The sequence below is a fragment of the Rhodopseudomonas telluris genome (genome assembly GCF_042432815.1).
Taxonomy (GTDB): Bacteria; Pseudomonadota; Alphaproteobacteria; order Rhizobiales; family Xanthobacteraceae; genus Rhodopseudomonas; species Rhodopseudomonas telluris.
Map to the genome: position 1 here is coordinate 1,128,403 of NZ_JBHLWM010000008.1, position 19,727 is coordinate 1,148,129.

The following is a 19,727-nucleotide window of genomic DNA, read 5'->3' on the forward strand; positions in this document are numbered from 1 at the left end:
CATGGCTGACGCAGGCGCCCGCCGTCCGTTCTTCCGCCGTCGCAAGACCTGCCCGTTCACGGGTCCGAATGCGCCGAAGATCGACTACAAGGATTCCAAGCTGTTGATGCGTTACGTCTCGGAGCGCGGCAAGATCGTGCCGAGCCGCATCACCGCGGTTTCCGCCAAGAAGCAGCGTGAGCTCGCGCGCGCCATCAAGCGCGCTCGCTTCCTCGGTCTGCTGCCCTACGTGATTCGCTAAGTATCCAAGCTCCGCGGCGCCCGCGCCGCGGAGCTTCTGCTTTTCTGTTCATAAGGCTTCCGGGTCGTCCGGTCGCCGATGGTTGGGGCGAAACGCCTCTAACCGCTCGAAGGGAGCGGGACAGCTGATGATGATCAACATTCTGATCGCGCTTGCCGCCGGCTGTGCTTCGGCGCTGATGTTTGCCTCGATCGTCTCGGGCGCGCTGATCTCCCTGCTGCTGTTCTATCTCGCACCGCTGCCGTTGATGGTGGCTGCACTCAGCTGGGGCGCTGTTGGCGCCGCGCTGGGCGGCCTGCTCGGCGCTGCCGTCCTCGCCGCGAGCGTCAGCTTTCCCTACGCCCTCGCCTTCATTGTCACTGTCGTGGTGCCGGCCTGCTGGCTGGGTCACCTCGCCCTGTTGGCCCGCCCGACAGGCGAAGATGCCGGCGTGCCAACGCTGGAATGGTATCCGGTCGGTCGCCTGATCGCATGGATGGCCGGCTTCGCCGCGATGACCACGATGGCGGCCCTGCTGACGCTCGGCACAGACGGCGCGACGATCACCGAAGGCCTGCGCACCGGCCTGCAGCGCGCGCTCAGCACGCGCAACTCCGCTGATGCCGATCGCCTGATCGATGCGCTCGTCACCGTTGCGCCTCCGGCCGCCGCGACCGTGGCGATGCTGACGCTGACGCTCAATCTGTGGCTGTCCGCCAAGGTCACGGCGATGTCCGGTCGCCTGAAGCGTCCATGGCCGGACCTGCGCTCGGCGGCACTCCCGGCCATGACACTGGCGGTGCTGTCGCTCGCGCTCGGCCTCAGCTTCGTCGGCGGACTGGTCTCGCTGGTCGGCAAGACCGTCAGCGCGGCTCTGTTCGTCGCCTATGGCCTCGGCGGCGCAGCCACGCTGCATACGCTGACCATGGCCACGCGCCATCGCGGCTTTCTGCTGAGTTCGACCTACGCGCTGGTGCTGATCTTTCTGTGGCCGGCGATCGCGTTGATCGCGCTCGGCATCGCCGACGCCGTCTTCGGCCTCCGGCAGCGCTACTTCCAGCGCCGCTCGATGCCACCGCCGACAAGTACTTAGACCTTCAACTTAACAATCCAATCGAGGAGAAAAAACATGGAAGTCATTCTGCTGGAACGCGTCGCCAAGCTCGGACAGATGGGCGAGCTGGTGCGCGTCAAGGACGGTTTCGCGCGCAACTTCCTGCTGCCGCGCGGCAAGGCGCTCCGCGCCACCGCCGCGAACCGCGAGAAGTACGAGCACATGAAAGCCGATCTCGAGGCCCGCAACATCGAAGCCAAGGCTGAGGCGTCGAAGGTCGCTGAGAAGATCGACGGCCAGAACGTGGTGGTGATCCGCCAAGCGTCCGAAAGCGGCCAGCTGTTCGGCTCGGTGTCGGTGCGCGACATCGTCGCCAGCTTCGAAGCCGGTGGGGTCAAGATCACCCGCAGCCAGATCCTGCTCGACGCGCCGATCAAGACTATCGGCAAGCACGAGATCCAGGTCGCCGTGCATCCGGAAGTGGAAGTCGGCGTGTCGGTGACGGTGGCGCGCAGCGCCGACGAGGCCGAGCGGATCAACCGCGGCGAGGACATCTCGACTCGCCAGGAAGATCAGGACGCGGCTGCCGAGGCGATCGCCGCCGCCGGCGAATTCTTCGATCCGGACGCGGATCGCGACGAAGAGCCGGCCGAGCAGTAAGCCGCCAGCGGCCGCCACTCCGGCGGCCGCCTTCAGCTCCTAACGAAAAGCCCGGCGTTTTGCGCCGGGCTTTTCTGTCTCTGGGAAAGGTTCGGCGGAAGCCCGCCGCTACCGTGAGATCGGCGCGTCGGCGGCGCCCGACGCCGGCGGTGGAGCGCTCGGCGTGACGGAGACCGACGGCGTGCTCGACGACGAACCTGCGACCGACGGCGCCGGCGTGGAGGTCGACCGCACTTCCGGAGCCTCGGTCGGCTTGGCCGGCGGCGGCCCGGCTTCCGGCGTCCGCGACGACTCGACGGGCTTCGGCGCCGGCGTAACGGCCGGGACCGGATCGGCCCGCGTCGGAGCTTCGGCCGGAGATGCAGGTCGGGTCGGCTGAACGGCTTCCGACTTCGCCGGTTCGGGCTTCGATGCTTCGGGTTTTGCGGCCTCGGCTTTCGGCGCATCGGATTTGGCCGAATCGGCGGCGGCTGGCGCAGCCTGGGCGGGCTTGTCCTTGCGGCCATGCTTGCGTCGCTGCTTCGGCGGAGTCTCGGCGACCGGCTCGGACGTTTCGACAGCGCCCGCTCCTTCGACCGGCTGCTCGGCCTCCGGCTTCGGCTTGCGCTTGTTACGGGCGCGCCGCGGCGTGTCCTCGGCCGGCGCAACCGCTTGCTGCGGAGCAACTTCGGGCTGAACAGCCTCTTCGGCGCCCTGCCGCTGCCGACGTCCCTTGCGACCTTCCGGCTGAGTCGGCTCGGTGCGAACGTCGTTCTGCTTGTAGCGGGTGTCGGTCGCTCCGTTGGAAATCAGGTAGGATGAGAGCAGCGCGGCCATATCGCTGCTGGTCGTGTAGTGCTGGCGAAGGAACGACGGCAGCGAGCTCTGCGGCACCGAACGAAGCAAACCGCGTGCGCTCTTGTGACAGGCCGCGCAGGTCCCGGCGAAAATCTGAGCTGGGCTTTTGCCCGCCTCGAGGTTCTGCGCCTGCGCGCTGGTCAAGCCCGCCGCCGCGGAGCCGATCAGAAGCAACACCGCCGCTGAAGTGAGCGCTCGGCTCGCCATACGATCCTCCAATGTTCTGAACTGCCGCGCGCGCGGCGCAGACCTTTTAGACGATTGGCCGCTGAATGGAAGCGTGGAGATCGTGCACGACACAGCCGAAAACCGCTCCCAACCCAGCTGAAAACGCCCGCTGAGACCGATTCCGCCGAAGCCGCACGGTGTGATCTTCGTCCAGGACCCAGACCAGCGTTCCACGCGCGTGACTCATGCGCGTGGCGCTTGGAACGTCGAAAATGCGGCAAGGTTTTTGCATCGGTGCGTCAAAATGTCGTTGGGAAAACCGATGGACCGTTTGCTGCGTCTGCTGATTGGGCAATTCATCCAACGCGGTGCAATCACCTTCACCACCGCGAGCGGCTTCACCTTCACCTGCGGCGACGGCACGGGCACTCCCGTCCACGCCAGGTTCACCAATAAGGAGGCGCAATGGCGCCTCCTCTTCGATCCCGAACTGGCGTTCGGCGAAATCTACATGGATGGCGAACTTGTGATGGAAAGCGGCTCCATTGCCGATCTGCTCGCCGTCGCAATGGATCAGCCGGCCTGGACTCCCCGCTGGACCAAACTGCACGGGTGGCTCCGCTACCTGACCCGATCGCTACGTCAGTTCAATCCCCGTCCCCGCTCGCGCGACAATGTCGCCCATCATTATGATCTCGATGGCCGGCTGTATTCGCTCTTTCTCGATGCCGACAAACAATACAGCTGTGCCTATTTTGAATCCCCGGACAGCAGCCTGGACGATGCGCAACTTGCCAAAAAGCGCCACATCGCCGCCAAGCTGCTCGTCGAACCTGGTCAGCGCGTGCTGGACATCGGATCAGGCTGGGGAGGTCTAGGTCTTTATCTCGCCGAGACCTGCGGTGCGGATGTCACCGGCATCACCCTGTCACGCGAGCAGCTTCAGGTCGCCAACGGCAGGGCTGAAGAGCGAGGCCTGTCCGCCTCCGCGAAGTTCATGCTGGAAGACTACCGCGACGTGCCCGGACCGTTCGACCGGATCGTATCCGTCGGAATGTTCGAGCACGTCGGCGTTACGCACTACGACACCTACTTCCAGCGCTGCGCCGAGCTGCTCGACAACGATGGGGTGATGTTGCTGCACTCGATCGGCAGATCGGAAGGTCCCGGCTTCACCAATCCCTGGATCGCGAAGTACATTTTCCCCGGTGGCTATCTGCCCGCACTGTCGGAAGTTCTGCCGGCTATCGAACGGGCTGGGTTGCTGGTCTGCGATATCGAGATTCTACGGCTGCACTATGCCGAGACCTTGAAGGCTTGGCGCGAGCGCTTCCTGGCGCGCCGTGAGGACGCCGAACGGCTTTATGATGCCCGCTTCGTTCGGATGTGGGAGTTTTATCTCGCTGCTTCGGAGATGAGCTTCCGCAAGCAAAACACCATGGTGTTTCAGATCCAGCTCACCAAGCGCCAAGGTATCGTGCCGATCACGCGCGACTACATCATGCGGGAGGAACAACGGCTGCGGATGATCGAAGGGCGGCCCATCCAGCGACTACAAGCCGCCGGCGAATAACGCTGCACGGCCTCACGCCAGGCGAACGAACCTCGAATTGCCCTGCTTGGCTGGCGAGGCTTTGCGTGCGGCCAGATGCGCACGGACCGCCCGCAGCAAAGCGCGGCTGCACGGGGCCTTGCGAACGTCGCTTCGGGTTGCCGTTTCGAAGGATTCGATCAACGTCGCCAGCCAGCGCCGGTCGGATCCGCCGGATTGCTTTTTCTGAGCCATCGCCGTTCCCCCGTTTCGCTGTGGTTATTTTCCGTGAACAACCCCCTGCAGGGGAAACCGTTCCCGGATCCGCGGCACCGCACTCTTTAAGCGCGCGGCGTCACGCAAGAAATCCTGCGGCAGCCATTCCCAAATGTGTCGAGCCCAGCGGCCGGGAGGTTCAAACTGGCGGGTCGCGGCGATTGATCCAACGTCAAGCCTGTCGCCCAGCCGGCGGCCGGTCATCCACATTTCTTGCCAGGCTGGTGCATAACGCGCGATTGCCGCTTTCACTGCCCCCTGAATCGGCGCTTTAGTCGCGCCCCGCATCCGACAAATTCGAGCGAATAATCGAGAGCTATGGCCGCCATTGATTCCAACGTTCTGAAGCTCGCGCCCGACGCTGCGGCGCCGGCCTACCGGACCGCGCCGCACAACATCGAAGCGGAACAGGCGCTGCTCGGTGCGATCCTGGTGAACAACGATGCGTTCTACCGGATTTCGGACTTCCTCGAGGCCAAGCATTTCTTCGAACCGATCCACCAGACGATCTTCGAAACCGCAGGCAGCATTATCCGCGCGGGCAAGATCGCGACGCCGATCACGCTGAAGACCTTTCTATCGGCCGACCTCGACCTCGGCGGGCTGACAGTGGCGCAATATCTGGCGCGCCTTGCGGCCGAAGCCACGACCATCATCAACGCTCAGGACTACGGCCGGACGATCTACGAATTGTCGCTGCGCCGCGACCTGATCGGTATCGGCACCGACATGGTCAATGTCGCCTACGACGCGCCGGTCGATTTCGCGCCGAAGAACCAGATCGAGGACGCCGAACGCCGGCTCTACGAGCTCGCCGAATCCGGCCGCTACGATGGCGGCTTCCAGAAATTCTCCCAGGCGCTGACCACCGCGGTGGACATGGCCGCCAAGGCGTTCCAGCGCGACGGCAAACTGTCCGGCATTGCAACCGGCCTGCGCGACCTCGACACCCGCATGGGCGGACTGCAGCACTCGGACTTGATTGTGCTCGCCGGACGCCCCGGCATGGGCAAGACCGCGCTCGCCACCAACATTGCCTACAACGTCGCCAAGGCCTATCGCGGCGAGGTCCAGCCCGACGGCAGCACCAAGACCATCAACGGCGGCATCGTTGGCTTCTTCTCGTGCGAAATGAGCGCCGAGCAGCTCGCCACGCGTATTCTCGCCGAACAGACCGAGATCGCCTCGAGCAAGATCCGCCGCGGCGGCATCAGCGAAGCGGATTTCGACAAGATCCGCGACTATTCGATCGAACTGCAGACGCTGCCGCTGTTCGTCGACGAAACCGGTGGTCTCTCGATCGCACAGCTCACCGCCCGCGCGCGACGACTGAAGCGGCAAAAGGGCCTCGACCTGATCGTGGTCGACTATATTCAGCTGCTGCAGGGCTCCAGCAAACGCGGCGATAACCGCGTGCAGGAAATCACCGAGATCACCACCAGCCTCAAGGCGCTCGCCAAAGAGTTGAACGTTCCGATCATCGCGCTGTCGCAGTTGTCGCGTCAGGTCGAATCCCGCGACGACAAGCGGCCGCAGCTCTCCGACCTTCGCGAATCCGGGTCGATCGAGCAGGACGCCGACGTCGTGATGTTCGTGTATCGCGAAGAATATTATCTGCAGAACAAGGAGCCGCGCCCGGGCACGCCCGAACACGAGAAGTGGGCGACCGAGATGGACCTCGTCCACGGCAAGGCGGAAGTCATCATCGCCAAACAGCGCCACGGCCCGACCGGCACGGTCGACGTGCAGTTCGAAGGCCAGTTCACCCGCTTCAGCGATCTGGCCGACGACAGCCACCTGCCCGACCGCGTCTGACGCAACTCCGTTCGGCGGAATTCAGGTCGAGACGCGATCCACCGTTCTGCTAGAACGGGCGAGGAGAGCTGCGATCTTCTCGATGCGTTTTCGTCACGCCGCGGGACGATCCACTCGACAGCGCCAGAGTGTGAGACATGACCATCCTCCCAGATCCCAACGCGACCGTCGCCAGTTTGCTGACGCCCGACGCGGCCAAAGCCGCATCACTGGCGGCCTCGACGGCAACAGCGCCCGGCATTCTCACGATCGACCTCGATGCGATCGTCGCCAATTGGCGAAAGCTCGAGAAGACGGCGGTGCCGTCCGAAGCCGCCGCCGTGGTCAAGGGCGACGCCTATGGCTGCGGCATCGGCCCGGTCACCCGCGCGCTGGCCGGCGCCGGCTGCAAGACCTTCTTCGTCGCGACGCTCGGTGAAGCCGTAGCGGTCCGCGCGGCTGCGCCAGACGTGGCGCTCTACGTGCTCGACGGCTTCTTCCAGAGCACCGGCGACGAATTCGCCCGGCTGAACTGCCGACCGGTGATCGGCGATCTTTACGAACTCGCCGAGTGGGACGTGTATTGCCGGCGCACCGGCTGGAGCGGCGGCGCCGCGATTCACATCGACACCGGCATGAACCGGCTCGGCCTCACCGCCGCCGAAGCACTGAGCATCGTGCCGCGCATATCTGTCGGCGATCATGGCATCACGCTGGTAATCAGCCATCTGGTCGCTGCCGAGACGCCCAATCATCCGATCAATGCCAGGCAGGCCGCGACATTCCGCGAAATCGCCAGCCAGTTCGCGGGTGTGCCGGCATCGTTGTCGGCGTCGTCCGGCATCTTCCTCGGATCGCAATTCCAGTTCGATCTGGTCCGTCCCGGTGCTGCCCTGTACGGCGTCAACCCGACTCCCGCCTCCGACAATCCGATGCAGCCGGTGGTCGATCTCAAGGCACGCATTGTGCAGGTCCGCAGCGTCGAACGCGGCGACACCGTCGGTTATGGCGCTACCTGGAGTGCGCGCCGGCCGACCAGGATCGCCGTGCTGTCCGCCGGATATGCCGATGGATACTTCCGTGCCGCCGGCTCCAACGATGGCACGCGCGGCGCCGACGTGATCATCGCCGGCCAACGCTGCCCGATCGCAGGGCGCATTTCGATGGACCTGCTCGCTGTCGACGTCAGCGATCTGCCGCCCAATGCGGCACGCCGCGGCCAGATGGCGACGCTGATCGGCGACGGCATCACCGTCGACGAACTCGGGCATCATTTCGGCACGATCGGCTACGAGGTGCTGACCAGCCTCGGCCCGCGCTACGCGCGGATCTACACTGGCGGCGACGCCAAGCCGGCTGCAGAATCAACCGCTTCGAAGCCGGCTGAACCTGTGGCCCCGGCCAGCTGAGGCGTTCTCTCGCGCTGCATCCGCTGGCGGCTTTTCTCGGAGCGGAGCGACGAGACAATCCGGCACCGAGCGCGGAGCCTGGATTGCATCGCTCCGCTCGCAATGACGGACTGAGCTCAGTCCTCATGGACCAGAAATAGGAAGCCGGTGACGGCCGCGCAGAATGCGAACGAGCCGGCGATGCCGACGACCAGCACGGCCCTCACCAGCATCGGCGCCTCGCTGGTGTCGATCACCTTCGCCAGACCGAAGTAATTGCCGAGCAGCAGGATCACCGCAAACCCAGCTCCGAACACCGCGCCCATGACGAAGTGCCCGGCAACCTGCCGCCACTTGCGACGTTCATAGTCATTGTCGTGACGGCGCGGGTTCATTGCGCCGACGAGCCTAACTCACCGGCATGGACGCGGCCAGCGGAAGGCGGCTCGGCGTCCGGCGGCGTCACGCGGTACAGCGCGACGTAGTCGCTCTGATAGACCGGCGACATCTCCGGCAGCGGCGCCTTGGCCGGCGGCTCGAGCATCAGCACGGCATCAAAGCGGTGGGGCCAGTCGGCCAGATAGCTCTTGCAGCCAGGCGCAGCCTCTCCTCGCGCTGACGAGGCTGTCTGCATCAGCACGGACAGCTCCACCGGCTCGCACAATGGGGCGGCATAGGATGCAAACGCCGGTTTCACGACCATCGGCTGCTGAGATGCTTCGGCGAACATCAGAGGCCAGAACGCCCGCCTTTCGATCGTCAGCAGCGCGCCGACGTGGTGATCGATCGGAAAGTAACCCGCCAGCGCGCGTCCGGCCTGCGCCGACGTAGCGATCTCGACCTCGCGACCACGGGCCATCAACACCTTCTCGCCGGGCTCGACATGGGCAATCGCGGCACGCAACTCGGCGAGATCGCGTCGGTGGTCGTACCAGTCATGTGCGACATAGGCCGATCGTCCGACGACCAGAGCGATCACCAGCGTCGCAACGGCCATTGCGCGACGCGGCGATAGCTGCGGCAGCATTCCGGCGAACAGCAGCACGGCCGCCATCACGGCGAGGCGACTGTCGAGGAAGCTGCCGCCTTTGAACCGCGCCGGCACGATCACAAAGATCGCCGTGAGCACCGCAAACGTCAGGGGCAACGCCGGCGCCAATCGAATGCCCCGCGCCGCAAGCCCCAGCACGATCAACAAGGCACTGAGGCTCAGGATCGTCACCACCTCGCTCGTCGTCATCACGGGGGCAACCAGGTCCCATAGCTTAGCGAGGCCGCGCCACGGGCCCGTATCGACCCCTGCTTCCGAAAGCGGACTTGCCAGATACAGTGCCACTGCTGGAGCAAGCGCCACCGTCAGCAACAGCCCTGCGGCGCCCAGTGCGCGCGACACCGAAGCGCCGCCGCGTCGTGCTCGCACGCTCCGCGCGATCTCCTCGCTGCCGATTAATAACGCGAACAGCGCCACCCCGAAGATGTGCGAGAAGAACACCACGGCCGAGAATGCCGCACCGACGAGGGCGGCCGCGACGGTGCGGTTGTTTCGGCGCAGCGCGATCCACGTCGCGGCGCCGATCAGCGCCAGGCCAAGCGACAGCAGAAAATTCATGAAGCCGAGAAAGAACACCGCGTTGTAGGCGACCGCACCAGCGGCAAGCGGCCAATACGAGAACCGGCCGAACACCACGCGGTGATAGACCACGGCACCGATCACCGGCATCAGCAGGCTGAGTGCAAGCAGGATGCGGCCGCCGACGTGAACGCTGAAGACGTTGAGCAGCACGGTGCCGATCACGTCCATGCCGAGATTTGGCAAAATCCGCCAGTGCGGCGCGTAGAACTGCGACAGGATCGGATCGTCCGGATGCGCCAGGACGAAGTAGCGCGCCAAGTGATTGGGATAGTCCAACACCGCCGGCACATCGACCATCAGAAACGGCGCCAGCAACACGATGACCAGCGCGGCCGCAGCGATAAACCAGCCGAGCGTCGGTCGCTGGCCCGGCATGGCGTCGGCGGCCGTCTTCATTGCACGATATCCCTCACCCGCGTCGATCTCGGCCGATCATCCCCGCTGCCGGTTAGCACCGGGTCAATATCGCCGGTCAAGACAGAGCGATGCCCGCCTGATGGGACGTCTACACCTGAAACAAAGGGCGAACGTCCCGTGCCTTCATCTCGACGGGCGGTCGCAGTGCATTTAGACGCGCCTGTTGAAACATCCTGGCGAAAGGCGCGACCGTTGGCTTGTCGCTGATGCTCAGCGCTTCCGCACCAAGCGTTGCATGCCGACGATCGACCTGAGCGTGGTCGGCTGGTGGTGGATGGCATCATGCTGACCGCCTGAGTGGCCATGCTTTGAAATGCGCTCGCAACGCCGAGCTGCTCTTGGCGCTCTCGTGCTTTCAATGCCGCGAAAACAGATCGCGCAGCCGGCACAGCGTTGTGGTGATGTCGAAACGCTGGTCCGGCAGCGCCTCGCCCTTGATGACGTGGTCGAGCGCGGCCGCCGGATCGGTTTCGCCGGTGAGCAGCACATCGGCGCCGCGTTTCTTCATGTGGCGGACGAAGCCGTCGCCGGCACTGCCCGCTACAATGACCTCGACGCCGTCGAGTGGATGCGGACCATCGTCCTTGAAGTGGTGCGGCAGCTGCTCTTTCGTGAGTTCGACCCGCGCGGGCGACGGCAGTGTGTCGCCGTCATGATGCCCCGTCAGATCATACACCAGCCATTGCCGCGCCTGCCCGGCGTGGCCGCTGACGGTGATCCAGTCTGCGGTGGGGATAGCGATCTTCATGCTTGTTCTTTCGCTCTGCGATCAGACTCGGAAGCAACAGTGCCCCGCCTTGCCGCCGAGGGCCTTGATCCAGCTCTGCTCGTGTCCGGGATCGACGCCCGCTCCGGGATGCCGCAGCAGTTGACGCGAAGAACAAAATATGAACAACAAGACTACCCAGTCACCCCGCCCGAGCATCGCTGATGGCCAAAGCTTCCTCGTCCTTTGTCTGCCAGAACTGCGGCGCCGCCTTTAATCGCTGGCAGGGCAAATGCGAGGCCTGCGGGGAGTGGAATACGCTGGTCGAGGAAGCCGGCGATAGCGCCGTTCCCGTCAGCATCCGGGCGAAGCGGCGCGGACGGACGTTCAAGCTGGAGTCGCTGGCCGGCAAGAGCAACGACGCCCCTCGCCTGCCGTCCGGCATGGCCGAGCTCGACCGCGTCACCGGCGGCGGATTCGTGCGCGGCTCGGTGCTGCTGGTCGGCGGCGATCCCGGCATCGGCAAGTCGACGCTGCTGACCCAGGCGACCAGCCTGATGGCCAAGGCGGGGCATCGCACCGTCTATATTTCCGGCGAAGAGGCGATCGCACAGGTGCGACTGCGCGCCGAGCGGCTCGGTCTCGCCGCCGCGCCCGTCGAACTCGCCGCCGAGACCTCCGTCGAAGACATCATCGCGACGCTGTCCGAAGGCGCGACACCGAAGCTGATCGTCATCGATTCGATTCAGACGATGTGGACCGACACGGTGGAATCCGCGCCCGGCACGGTGACACAGGTCCGTGCGTCGGCGCAGGCGCTGATCCGCTTCGCCAAGAAGAGCGGCGCGGCGATCATCCTGGTCGGCCACGTCACCAAGGACGGCCAGATCGCCGGGCCACGCGTGGTCGAACACATGGTCGACGCGGTGCTGTCTTTCGAAGGCGAAGGCTCGCAGCAGTTCCGCATTCTGCGCTCGGTGAAGAACCGATTTGGACCGACCGACGAGATCGGCGTGTTCGAGATGACCGGGCTGGGTCTGCGCGAAGTCAGCAATCCGTCGGAACTCTTCCTGTCCGAGCGAGACCTCGGCTCGCCGGGCACCGCGGTGTTTGCCGGCATCGAAGGCACCCGCCCAGTGCTGGTCGAATTGCAGGCACTGGTGGCGCCGTCCACGCTCGGCACCCCACGGCGTGCGGTGGTGGGCTGGGATTCGGCGCGGCTGTCGATGGTGCTGGCGGTGCTCGAGGCGCATTGCGGGGTCAAACTGTCGGGATACGACGTCTATTTCAACGTCGCGGGCGGCCTGCGGATCAACGAGCCGGCGGCCGACCTCGCGGCCGCCGCTGCGCTGGTATCGTCGCTGGCGAATTCGCCTCTTCCGACAGATGCGGTGTATTTCGGCGAAATCTCGCTGTCCGGTGCGGTGCGGCCCGTAGCGCAGACCCCGGCGCGGCTGAAGGAGGCCGCCAAGCTCGGCTTCGGCCGCGCGGTCCTTCCGGAACAGACACGCGGCGATGCCCCGTCCGACGCCGGCCTGTCCCTGCAGAGCGTTGGCGGCCTCACCAGCCTCGTCGCCGACATTGCTGCCCGGGGAACGCCGCGCCCCGCCGCGCGCGAGCGGGACAGTGCGGAGAAAAATGCCACACCGGCGCGATTCCGGCAGCGAGAAGGCTGATCCGGGGTGACCTTTCGAGAACGCGCCGCTATACAACGCGCGCGCATGGCGGGCGGAGGCCGACCGTCCATCGACCCGGCAGATCTATGTTGTGTCGAGTGCCCCGTTGACCGTTTTCTCGCCTTGCGCGGCGTGCCATATCACCGTCACGTGCCCTGACGGCGCGCGCGCGATTCGCCGTTTGTTGCACACCCAGCGGACCCGACTGGCCGATGCCGATCACGATTCTCGACTTCGTTGTCCTCGCGGTGATGTTGGTGTCCGGCCTGCTGGCGATGGTCCGCGGCTTCATGCGCGAAGTGCTGTCGATCGCCGCGTGGGGCGCCGCCGCACTGGTCACGCTTTACGCATTCCAGAAGCTGCTGCCGACCGCCAAGACCTATTTCTCCAACGACACGGTCGCTGCCGTCGTGGTGGTCGCGGGCGTGTTCCTCGGCACGCTGATCATTGTATCGATCATTACTGTGCGGATCTCGGACATGATCCTGGATTCGCGCATTGGCGCGCTCGACCGCACCCTCGGGTTCCTGTTCGGCCTCGCCCGCGGCTTGCTGATCGTGGTGGTGGCCTATCTGTTCTTCAACTGGCTGGTGCCGGACAAACAGCGCCCGGATTGGGTGGTCAACGCGAAGTCACGCACGGTCCTGCAAGGAACTGGTGACTGGTTGATGACACTCTTGCCGGATGACCCTGAAAACACCATCTTGAAGAGGTTCAAGAAAAACAAGCCGGAGGAAGAGCAGACCGACGATTCGGCGGCTCCCGGCAATGGTGACGGCTACAGCAAACCCGCCCGCGACAGTTTGAAAAAGCTGATAGAGGGCAAACCGGCCGCGCGCTGAGCGTTGGCCCAACTGAGAGGCCCGATGCACGCGCAGAGCCCTTCCGACGACGCCGCAACGCCCGCATCGGACGCTCGCGACCCGCAAACTCCCGATCATCACGTCCCAGACGACGTGTTCGACACAGATGGCGACACGCTGCGCGAAGAATGCGGCGTGTTCGGCATCTTCGGCCACCCCGATGCGGCCGCGATCACGGCGCTTGGGCTGCACGCCCTGCAGCACCGCGGTCAGGAAGCTGCCGGCATCGTCTCGTACGACCACGGCCGGTTTCATTCAGAACGCCGTCTCGGCCTGGTCGGCGACACCTTCTCTCGGGCTGATGTGATCGCGCGACTGCCCGGCAATCTGGCGGTCGGCCACGTCCGCTATTCGACCACCGGCGAGACCATTCTGCGCAACGTGCAGCCGCTGTTCGCGGAACTGAACGCCGGAGGTTTTGCGGTCGGCCACAACGGAAATCTCACCAACGGGCTGACGCTGCGCCGCGAGCTGGTGCAGAGCGGCGCGATCATGCAGTCGACCACCGACACCGAAGTGATCCTGCATCTCGTCGCGCAGTCCAAGCGCGGCCGCTTCATCGACCGCTTCATCGAAGCGCTGCGTGCGATCGAGGGCGCCTACTCGCTGGTCGCGCTTACCAACAAGAAGTTGATCGGCGCACGCGACCCGCTGGGCATCCGCCCGCTGGTGCTCGGAGAGCTCGACGGCTGCCCGATCCTGGCGTCGGAAACCTGCGCGCTCGACATTATCGGCGCCAAATATGTGCGCGACGTCGAGCCCGGCGAAATCATCGTGTTCGACGAACAGGGTGCGCAGAGTCACAAGCCCTTCCCGCCTCAGCCGCCCCGACCGTGCATCTTCGAGTACATCTACTTCGCACGACCGGATTCGATCGTAGGCGGCCGTTCGGTCTATGACGTCCGCAAGGCATTCGGTGCCCAGCTGGCGCGCGAGAGCCATCTCGAGGCAGACGTGGTCGTTCCGGTCCCTGACTCCGGCGTGCCGGCGGCGATCGGCTACAGCCGCGAGAGCGGCGTGCCGTTCGAGCTCGGCATCATCCGCAATCACTATGTCGGCCGGACCTTCATCCAGCCGACCCAGAGCGTGCGCGAGCTCGGCGTGCGGATGAAGCACTCCGCCAACCGCGCGGCGATCGAGGGCAAGCGCATCGTGCTGATCGACGACAGCCTGGTGCGCGGGACGACCTCGAAGAAGATCGTCAAGATGATGCGCGATGCCGGTGCCCGCGAGGTGCATTTCCGGATCGCCTCGCCGCCGATCACTCACCCCGATTACTACGGCATCGACACGCCGGATCGCGCCGGCCTCCTCGCAGCGACGCATTCGCTGGAAGAGATGCGCGAGCTGATCGGCGCCGACTCGCTGGCCTTCCTGTCGGTCGACGGCATCTATCGGGCGATGGGGGAACCGGGCCGTGACCCGGCGATGCCGAAATTCACCGACCATTGCTTCACCGGCGAATATCCGACGCCGCTGACCGACATGAACCAGACCGAAACTTCGCCGCGGCAATTGTCTCTGCTGGCCGAAGCGAGCTGACTGCTCGCCGGCGTCGCCTGACTAAAGTTCGTGAAGCCCGGCCTTGTGCCGGGCTTCAACGTCTTTAGAACAGCGGTATCGGCTGCGGCAGTTCCGGCCTCGGCCCAACATCCAAGTGCCTCCATGACCGACAAGCCCCTCGCCTCCCGCATCGCCCTCGTCACCGGCGCCTCGCGCGGCATCGGCTATGCGACAGCTCGCGCGCTCGCCAACGCCGGCGCTCATGTCATCGCCGTCGCCAAGACGCAGGGCGGTCTCGAAGAGCTCGACGATTCGATCCGCGCCGACGGCGGCCATGCCGCCACTCTGGTGCCGCTCGACCTCAAGGATCTCGAGGCTATCGCCCGCCTCGGCGCATCGATCTACGAACGCCACGGCAAGCTGGACGTGCTGGTCGGCAATGCCGGCGTCGCCGGGCCGTCGTCGCCGCTCGGCCACATCGAGGTGAAGTCTTGGTCCGACGTGATCAACCTCAACCTGACGGTGAATTTCCAGCTGATCCGCTGCATGGAGCCGCTATTGCGGGCGTCGGATGCCGGCCGCGCGGTCTTCCTGACGTCGCGCGCCGGCGGTCGGGCCCCGGCTTATCGCGGTCCCTATGCGGCCTCCAAGGCGGCGCTTGAGACTTTAGTTCAAGTCTGGGCCCAGGAAGTGGTCAATACGACACCGATCCGGGTCAACTTGTTCGATCCTGGTCCGACGCGCACCAAGCTACGTGGCACGATCATGCCCGGAGAAGACCCGGAAACACTGCCGACTCCCGACGAAGTCGTCGAGAAGTTGTTACCGCTCTGCCTGCCCAGCTGGGCCGAAACCGGCAAGCTGTTCGACCGCGTGTCCGGCGCGCTGAAAGACCCCACCGCGGATTGACTTCCGCAGGACGGCAAGATTGACTGACCGCAAGCGGGGACCACACCCGCTCACAATCTGCCATCCTCAAAGGGGGAAATCATGAAAGCCGCATTCTCGCGTCGTCATGCGCTTGCGCTTGCGCTGGCGAGCGCCGCGTTCGCCTCGCCCGCATTCGCCCAGGACAAGACCGCCAAGATCGGCGTGCTCAACGACATGTCGAGCCTGTACGCCGATATCGGCGGACCGAACTCCGTCGTCGCGGCGAAACTCGCGATCGCCGATTCCGGCCTGGAAGCGAAGGGCTGGAAGATCGAGCTGATCGCCGGCGATCACCAGAACAAGCCCGACATCGGCGTCAACGTTGCGCGCCAGTGGATCGACGTCGACAAGGTCGACATGATCACCGACACGCCGAACTCCGGCGTTGCGCTGGCAATCAGCAATCTCGTCAAAGAGAAGAACAACATCCTGATGAATTCGGGCGGCGCCAGCGCGGACCTCACCGGCAAGGCGTGCAACCCCAACACCATCTCGATGACCTACGACACCTACATGCTGGCGCACGGCACCGGTCAGGCGCTGACCAAGGCCGGCGGCAACACCTGGTTCTTCCTCACCGCCGACTACGCATTCGGGGCCGCGCTCGAGCGCGACACCACCGCGGTGGTCAAGGCCAATGGCGGCCAGGTGCTCGGCAGCGTCAAACACCCGATCAACAACGCCGACTTCTCGTCCTTCCTGCTGCAGGCGCAGGCGTCCAAGGCGAAGGTCGTCGGCCTCGCGAACGCCGGCGGCGATACGACGAACTCGATCAAGCAAGCGGCCGAATTCGGCATCACATCCGGCGGCCAGAAGCTGGCTGCGCTGCTGCTGTTCGTGAACGACGTCCACTCGCTCGGTCTCAAGGTCGCGCAGGGACTGACGTTCACCGAGTCCTACTACTGGGATCTCAACGACAACACCCGCGCCTTCGCCAAGAAGTTTTCGGAGCAGGCCAAGAACAACGCCAAGCCGTCGATGACCCAGGCCGGCGTCTATGCCGCCGTGCTGCATTATCTCAAGACCCTCGAGGCGATGGGCGGCAATCCGCATGACGGCGCCAAGGTTGTCGCCAAGATGAAGGAGATTCCGGCGGACGACGTGCCGTTCGGCAAGTCGATCATCCGTGCGGACGGCCGCCGCATGGTTCCGGCCTATCTGTTCGAGGTGAAGACCCCGGCGGAGTCGAAGGGCCCGTGGGACTATTACAAGAAGATCGCCGACATCTCGGCCGAAGACGCGGCCCGGCCGCTCGCGGACAGCGAGTGCCCGCTGGTGAAGAAGTAAGCTATTCCGTCCTTGCGAGCCAACGTTCGGCGCGAAGCATCGCGCGACTGACGACCGCAGGAAATCTCAGCTCTCAGGCGCCGCTTGCGGCGCCTGATTGCTTTCGGGACCACGGGCTACGCTGGCCGCGATCACCACCGAGACGACAAGGAGGGCGCCCGCGAGCAGGAATGGCGCGCCGGGCAGTGCGAACGGCGCATTGCCGCCGATGAAATACGCGAAGATCAGCGTGAACAGGAAGGGCCCGATCAGTTCGGCGATACTCTTGACGCTGGTCATCGCGCCCTGGAGTTGGCCCTGCTGCTCGGCCGAGACGAAACGCGTCATCATCCCGGAGGTCGCGGGCCCCGCGATACCCCATAGCGTCATCACCGGAATGCCGATCCAGAATAGCGCCCCGGTCGGCGCAAGAGCATAGATCAGAAAGCCGGCCGCGCCGCCGCCATAGCCGATGATCTGCGCATTGCGTTCGCCGAGCCGTTTGACGGCCGGCCCGACCAGCCCGCCCTGTACAATCGCGGTGCAAACACCGACGAACGCGAGCGCCAGACCGATCGTGGTCTCGCTCCAGCCGTAGCGATAGCTCGCATACAACACGAAGATCGCCGGCAGCGCGACATGCGCGACCTCCGCGCAGAACTCGACGACCGCCATCGCGGCCAGCCGGTTGTTGGAGGCGAGCAGCCGCACGGCGCCGACGGGATTGGCCGACTTCCAGCGGAACGGTGAGCGGCGCTGCGGCGGCAGCGACTCCGGCAGTACGAACAAGCCATACAGCGCGTTGCAAAGGCTCAGCCCGGCCGCCACCCAAAACGGCAGCCGCGGATCGACGCCGCCGAGCAGCCCACCCATCGCAGGGCCGATGATGAAGCCCAGCCCGAATGCGGCACCGACCTTGCCGAACACGGCGGCGCGCTTCTCGGCGGGCGTGACGTCGGCGATGTAGGCGAAGGCGGTGGAAATACTCGCCGCAGTGATGCCGGAAATCACCCGGCCGAGAAACAGCCAGCCGAGCGACGGCGCCAATGCCATCAGGATGTAGTCCAGACCGAGCCCGAGATTGGACAGCAGAATCACCGGCCGGCGGCCGAAATGATCGGATAGTCCACCGAGCACCGGCGACGCTACGAATTGCATCAGCGCCCAGGCTGTGCCGAACAGGCCGTAGATCCGCGCCGCGTCGGCGGTGTTGTTGTGGGCAAAACTCTCGATCAGCTTCGGCAGGATCGGCAGGATCATGCCGATGCTCAGCATGTCGAGCAGGATCGTGACGAAGATGAATCCCACCGCGGCGGGCCGCGCGCCTCCCGCCCCGATCGTGTCGGACGGTTGGTCGCCGCTGGTCATGACTTCCGCTTGCGCTTGTGGGCGAACGGGTTGGCCTTTTCGCGCAGCGTGATCCGCACCGGCGTGCCGGGCAGCTTGAACACGCCACGCATCGAGTTGATCAGGTAGCGCAGATAGGATTCGGGCACCGCATCCGCGCGCGAGCAGAACACCACGAAACTCGGCGGCCGCGCCTTGGTTTGCGTCACGTAGTTGAGCTTCAGACGGCGGCCGGCCACCGCGGGCGGCGGGTTTTGCGCCACCGCCTGCTCGAACCAGCGGTTCAGCGCCGCGGTCGACACCCGCGTATTCCAGACCGCATAGGCGTCCTGGATCGCCTGCATCAGCCGGTCGACGCCTTCTCCCAGCATGCCCGACGTCGCGACGATCGGCACGCCGCGGATCTGCGGCAGCCAGTGATCGGCGTCGGTGCGAAGCTGCGAGATCTGGCCGCCCTGCTGCTCGACAAGGTCCCATTTGTTGACGGCGATCACCAGCGCCCGGCCCTCGCGCTCGATCAGATCGGCAATACGCAGGTCCTGCTCCTCGAAGCGGTTCTGCGAATCCATCATCAGCACGACGACCTCGGCGAAGCGCACCGCGCGCAGCGCATCGGCGACCGAGAGCTTCTCCAGCTTCTCCTCGATCCGCGACCGCCGCCGCAGCCCGGCGGTGTCGAACACGCGGAAGTCGCGGCCTTTCCATTGCACCTCGACCGCGATGGAATCGCGCGTGGTGCCGGCTTCCGGGCTGGTCAGCAGCCGCTCTTCGCCGAGCAGCCGGTTGATGAAGGTCGACTTGCCGGCATTGGGCCGGCCGACGATCGCGACGCGGATCGGCCGCCGCGCGATTTCCTCTTCGGTCAATTCGTTGAGGTTTTCGTCGTCGTCTTCGTCCTCTTCCACGGGCTCCGGCATCAGTTCGCGCAGCGCGTCGTAGAGTTCGCTGAGGCCTTCGCCGTGCTCGGCGGAGATCTGCACCGGATCGCCGAGCCCAAGCGCGTAAGACTCCATGGCACCGATCTCGCCGTGCTTCCCCTCGCTCTTGTTGGCGACCAGCACGACAGGCTTGTTGGCGCGGCGGGCGAAGTCGGCAAAGGCGCGGTCGTTCGGCGTCAGCCCCATGCGCGCGTCGAACACGAACATCAGCGCGTCCGCGAGTTCGATCGCGGTTTCGGTCTGCTGCTGCATCCGCGCGGTCAGCGAGCCTTTGGCTCCCTCGTCGAGTCCGGCGGTGTCGATGATGGTGAATTCCAGATCGCCGAGACGCCCCTCGCCTTCGCGACGGTCGCGCGTGACTCCGGGCGTGTCGTCGACCAGCGCGAGCTTTTGCCCGACCAGACGATTGAACAGCGTCGACTTGCCGACGTTAGGTCGGCCGATAATGGCGATGGTGAACGACATGGCTGATCCGTGCGCCGAGAAGCGGTGACCTGTCAATGTCGCGACATGCCGGAGG

General features: G+C 65.1%; 18 protein-coding genes. 11 read left to right on the plus strand and 7 right to left on the minus strand.

Annotation, left to right across the window (positions count from 1 at the left end):
* The first annotated feature begins 1 nt into the window (after position 1).
* The 3 genes from rpsR to rplI all read left to right on the plus strand — a co-directional run bounded on the left by rpsR (position 2) and on the right by rplI (position 1,934).
* Positions 2 to 241: a 30S ribosomal protein S18 gene (gene rpsR / locus ACFFJ6_RS22665; RefSeq protein WP_054163395.1), complete on the plus strand. Its 240-nt coding sequence runs from the start codon at positions 2 to 4 to the stop codon at positions 239 to 241.
* 127 nt (positions 242 to 368) lie between these two features.
* Positions 369 to 1,313, plus strand: a complete 945-nt coding sequence (locus ACFFJ6_RS22670) for a hypothetical protein (protein ID WP_378392069.1) — start codon at positions 369 to 371, stop codon at positions 1,311 to 1,313.
* A 36-nt stretch (positions 1,314 to 1,349) separates the two neighbouring features.
* Complete coding sequence (gene rplI / locus ACFFJ6_RS22675; RefSeq protein ID WP_378392071.1) at positions 1,350 to 1,934, plus strand: 50S ribosomal protein L9; 585 nt, start codon at positions 1,350 to 1,352, stop codon at positions 1,932 to 1,934.
* A 108-nt stretch (positions 1,935 to 2,042) separates the two neighbouring features.
* Here the strand turns inward: rplI and ACFFJ6_RS22680 are convergent, their stop codons facing one another.
* Complete coding sequence (locus tag ACFFJ6_RS22680; protein WP_378392073.1) at positions 2,043 to 2,978, minus strand: hypothetical protein; 936 nt, start codon at positions 2,976 to 2,978, stop codon at positions 2,043 to 2,045.
* A 283-nt stretch (positions 2,979 to 3,261) separates the two neighbouring features.
* Between ACFFJ6_RS22680 and ACFFJ6_RS22685 the strand changes: the two genes are divergently transcribed.
* Positions 3,262 to 4,512, plus strand: coding sequence for a cyclopropane fatty acid synthase (locus tag ACFFJ6_RS22685; protein ID WP_378392075.1), 1,251 nt, complete (start codon positions 3,262 to 3,264; stop codon positions 4,510 to 4,512).
* A gap of 12 nt (positions 4,513 to 4,524) precedes the next feature.
* Here ACFFJ6_RS22685 and ACFFJ6_RS22690 read toward each other — a convergent pair whose 3' ends face one another.
* A complete protein-coding gene (locus ACFFJ6_RS22690; RefSeq protein WP_378392077.1) occupies positions 4,525 to 4,725 on the minus strand; it encodes a hypothetical protein in 201 nt (66 codons plus the stop codon).
* 339 nt (positions 4,726 to 5,064) lie between these two features.
* Between ACFFJ6_RS22690 and ACFFJ6_RS22695 the strand changes: the two genes are divergently transcribed.
* Positions 5,065 to 6,561: a replicative DNA helicase gene (locus ACFFJ6_RS22695; RefSeq protein ID WP_378392079.1), complete on the plus strand. Its 1,497-nt coding sequence runs from the start codon at positions 5,065 to 5,067 to the stop codon at positions 6,559 to 6,561.
* 137 nt (positions 6,562 to 6,698) lie between these two features.
* Entirely contained in the window at positions 6,699 to 7,949 is a 1,251-nt protein-coding gene (gene alr, locus ACFFJ6_RS22700) for an alanine racemase (protein WP_378392081.1), read from the plus strand.
* A gap of 116 nt (positions 7,950 to 8,065) precedes the next feature.
* Here the strand turns inward: alr and ACFFJ6_RS22705 are convergent, their stop codons facing one another.
* The 3 genes from ACFFJ6_RS22705 to ACFFJ6_RS22715 all read right to left on the minus strand — a co-directional run bounded on the left by ACFFJ6_RS22705 (position 8,066) and on the right by ACFFJ6_RS22715 (position 10,726).
* Positions 8,066 to 8,323, minus strand: coding sequence for a hypothetical protein (locus tag ACFFJ6_RS22705; protein ID WP_378392083.1), 258 nt, complete (start codon positions 8,321 to 8,323; stop codon positions 8,066 to 8,068).
* On the minus strand, positions 8,320 to 9,957 hold the full coding sequence (locus tag ACFFJ6_RS22710; RefSeq protein ID WP_378392085.1) for a hypothetical protein: 1,638 nt from the start codon (positions 9,955 to 9,957) through the stop codon (positions 8,320 to 8,322). The genes ACFFJ6_RS22705 and ACFFJ6_RS22710 overlap by 4 nt, the downstream gene beginning before the upstream one ends.
* Before the next feature lie 376 nt (positions 9,958 to 10,333).
* Positions 10,334 to 10,726 carry a NifB/NifX family molybdenum-iron cluster-binding protein gene (locus tag ACFFJ6_RS22715; protein WP_378392087.1) on the minus strand — a complete coding sequence of 131 codons (393 nt, stop codon included), beginning with the start codon at positions 10,724 to 10,726 and terminating at the stop codon, positions 10,334 to 10,336.
* A 182-nt stretch (positions 10,727 to 10,908) separates the two neighbouring features.
* Between ACFFJ6_RS22715 and radA the strand changes: the two genes are divergently transcribed.
* From radA to ACFFJ6_RS22740, 5 genes are all read left to right on the plus strand, one after another.
* Entirely contained in the window at positions 10,909 to 12,360 is a 1,452-nt protein-coding gene (gene radA / locus ACFFJ6_RS22720) for a DNA repair protein RadA (RefSeq protein WP_378392089.1), read from the plus strand.
* 212 nt (positions 12,361 to 12,572) lie between these two features.
* Positions 12,573 to 13,202, plus strand: a complete 630-nt coding sequence (locus ACFFJ6_RS22725) for a CvpA family protein (RefSeq protein WP_378392091.1) — start codon at positions 12,573 to 12,575, stop codon at positions 13,200 to 13,202.
* 24 nt (positions 13,203 to 13,226) lie between these two features.
* Positions 13,227 to 14,765, plus strand: a complete 1,539-nt coding sequence (gene purF / locus ACFFJ6_RS22730) for an amidophosphoribosyltransferase (protein ID WP_378392093.1) — start codon at positions 13,227 to 13,229, stop codon at positions 14,763 to 14,765.
* 123 nt (positions 14,766 to 14,888) lie between these two features.
* On the plus strand, positions 14,889 to 15,635 hold the full coding sequence (locus ACFFJ6_RS22735; protein ID WP_378392095.1) for an SDR family NAD(P)-dependent oxidoreductase: 747 nt from the start codon (positions 14,889 to 14,891) through the stop codon (positions 15,633 to 15,635).
* An 81-nt stretch (positions 15,636 to 15,716) separates the two neighbouring features.
* Positions 15,717 to 16,943: an ABC transporter substrate-binding protein gene (locus ACFFJ6_RS22740; protein WP_378392097.1), complete on the plus strand. Its 1,227-nt coding sequence runs from the start codon at positions 15,717 to 15,719 to the stop codon at positions 16,941 to 16,943.
* Between the two features lie 66 nt (positions 16,944 to 17,009).
* Here ACFFJ6_RS22740 and ACFFJ6_RS22745 read toward each other — a convergent pair whose 3' ends face one another.
* Together ACFFJ6_RS22745 and der are read right to left on the minus strand one after the other, a co-directional pair.
* On the minus strand, positions 17,010 to 18,290 hold the full coding sequence (locus ACFFJ6_RS22745) for a TCR/Tet family MFS transporter (protein WP_378392099.1): 1,281 nt from the start codon (positions 18,288 to 18,290) through the stop codon (positions 17,010 to 17,012).
* Entirely contained in the window at positions 18,287 to 19,672 is a 1,386-nt protein-coding gene (der, locus tag ACFFJ6_RS22750; RefSeq protein ID WP_378392101.1) for a ribosome biogenesis GTPase Der, read from the minus strand. Before der ends, ACFFJ6_RS22745 begins: the two co-directional genes overlap by 4 nt.
* Between the last annotated feature and the right edge of the window lie 55 nt (positions 19,673 to 19,727).

Bases quoted from the DNA above. Each gene is read 5' to 3' on its own strand.
- purF (WP_378392093.1), top strand. From the start codon at position 13,227: ATGCACGCGCAGAGCCCTTCCGACGACGCCGCAACGCCCGCATCGGAC.
- ACFFJ6_RS22725 (WP_378392091.1), top strand. From the start codon at position 12,573: ATGCCGATCACGATTCTCGACTTCGTTGTCCTCGCGGTGATGTTGGTG.
- ACFFJ6_RS22710 (WP_378392085.1), bottom strand. From the start codon at position 9,957: ATGAAGACGGCCGCCGACGCCATGCCGGGCCAGCGACCGACGCTCGGC.
- ACFFJ6_RS22670 (WP_378392069.1), top strand. From the start codon at position 369: ATGATGATCAACATTCTGATCGCGCTTGCCGCCGGCTGTGCTTCGGCG.
- alr (WP_378392081.1), top strand. From the start codon at position 6,699: ATGACCATCCTCCCAGATCCCAACGCGACCGTCGCCAGTTTGCTGACG.
- der (WP_378392101.1), bottom strand. From the start codon at position 19,672: ATGTCGTTCACCATCGCCATTATCGGCCGACCTAACGTCGGCAAGTCG.
- ACFFJ6_RS22705 (WP_378392083.1), bottom strand. From the start codon at position 8,323: ATGAACCCGCGCCGTCACGACAATGACTATGAACGTCGCAAGTGGCGG.
- ACFFJ6_RS22715 (WP_378392087.1), bottom strand. From the start codon at position 10,726: ATGAAGATCGCTATCCCCACCGCAGACTGGATCACCGTCAGCGGCCAC.
- rplI (WP_378392071.1), top strand. From the start codon at position 1,350: ATGGAAGTCATTCTGCTGGAACGCGTCGCCAAGCTCGGACAGATGGGC.
- ACFFJ6_RS22695 (WP_378392079.1), top strand. From the start codon at position 5,065: ATGGCCGCCATTGATTCCAACGTTCTGAAGCTCGCGCCCGACGCTGCG.
- ACFFJ6_RS22745 (WP_378392099.1), bottom strand. From the start codon at position 18,290: ATGACCAGCGGCGACCAACCGTCCGACACGATCGGGGCGGGAGGCGCG.
- ACFFJ6_RS22740 (WP_378392097.1), top strand. From the start codon at position 15,717: ATGAAAGCCGCATTCTCGCGTCGTCATGCGCTTGCGCTTGCGCTGGCG.
- ACFFJ6_RS22735 (WP_378392095.1), top strand. From the start codon at position 14,889: ATGACCGACAAGCCCCTCGCCTCCCGCATCGCCCTCGTCACCGGCGCC.
- ACFFJ6_RS22685 (WP_378392075.1), top strand. From the start codon at position 3,262: ATGGACCGTTTGCTGCGTCTGCTGATTGGGCAATTCATCCAACGCGGT.
- radA (WP_378392089.1), top strand. From the start codon at position 10,909: ATGGCCAAAGCTTCCTCGTCCTTTGTCTGCCAGAACTGCGGCGCCGCC.
- ACFFJ6_RS22690 (WP_378392077.1), bottom strand. From the start codon at position 4,725: ATGGCTCAGAAAAAGCAATCCGGCGGATCCGACCGGCGCTGGCTGGCG.
- ACFFJ6_RS22680 (WP_378392073.1), bottom strand. From the start codon at position 2,978: ATGGCGAGCCGAGCGCTCACTTCAGCGGCGGTGTTGCTTCTGATCGGC.
- rpsR (WP_054163395.1), top strand. From the start codon at position 2: ATGGCTGACGCAGGCGCCCGCCGTCCGTTCTTCCGCCGTCGCAAGACC.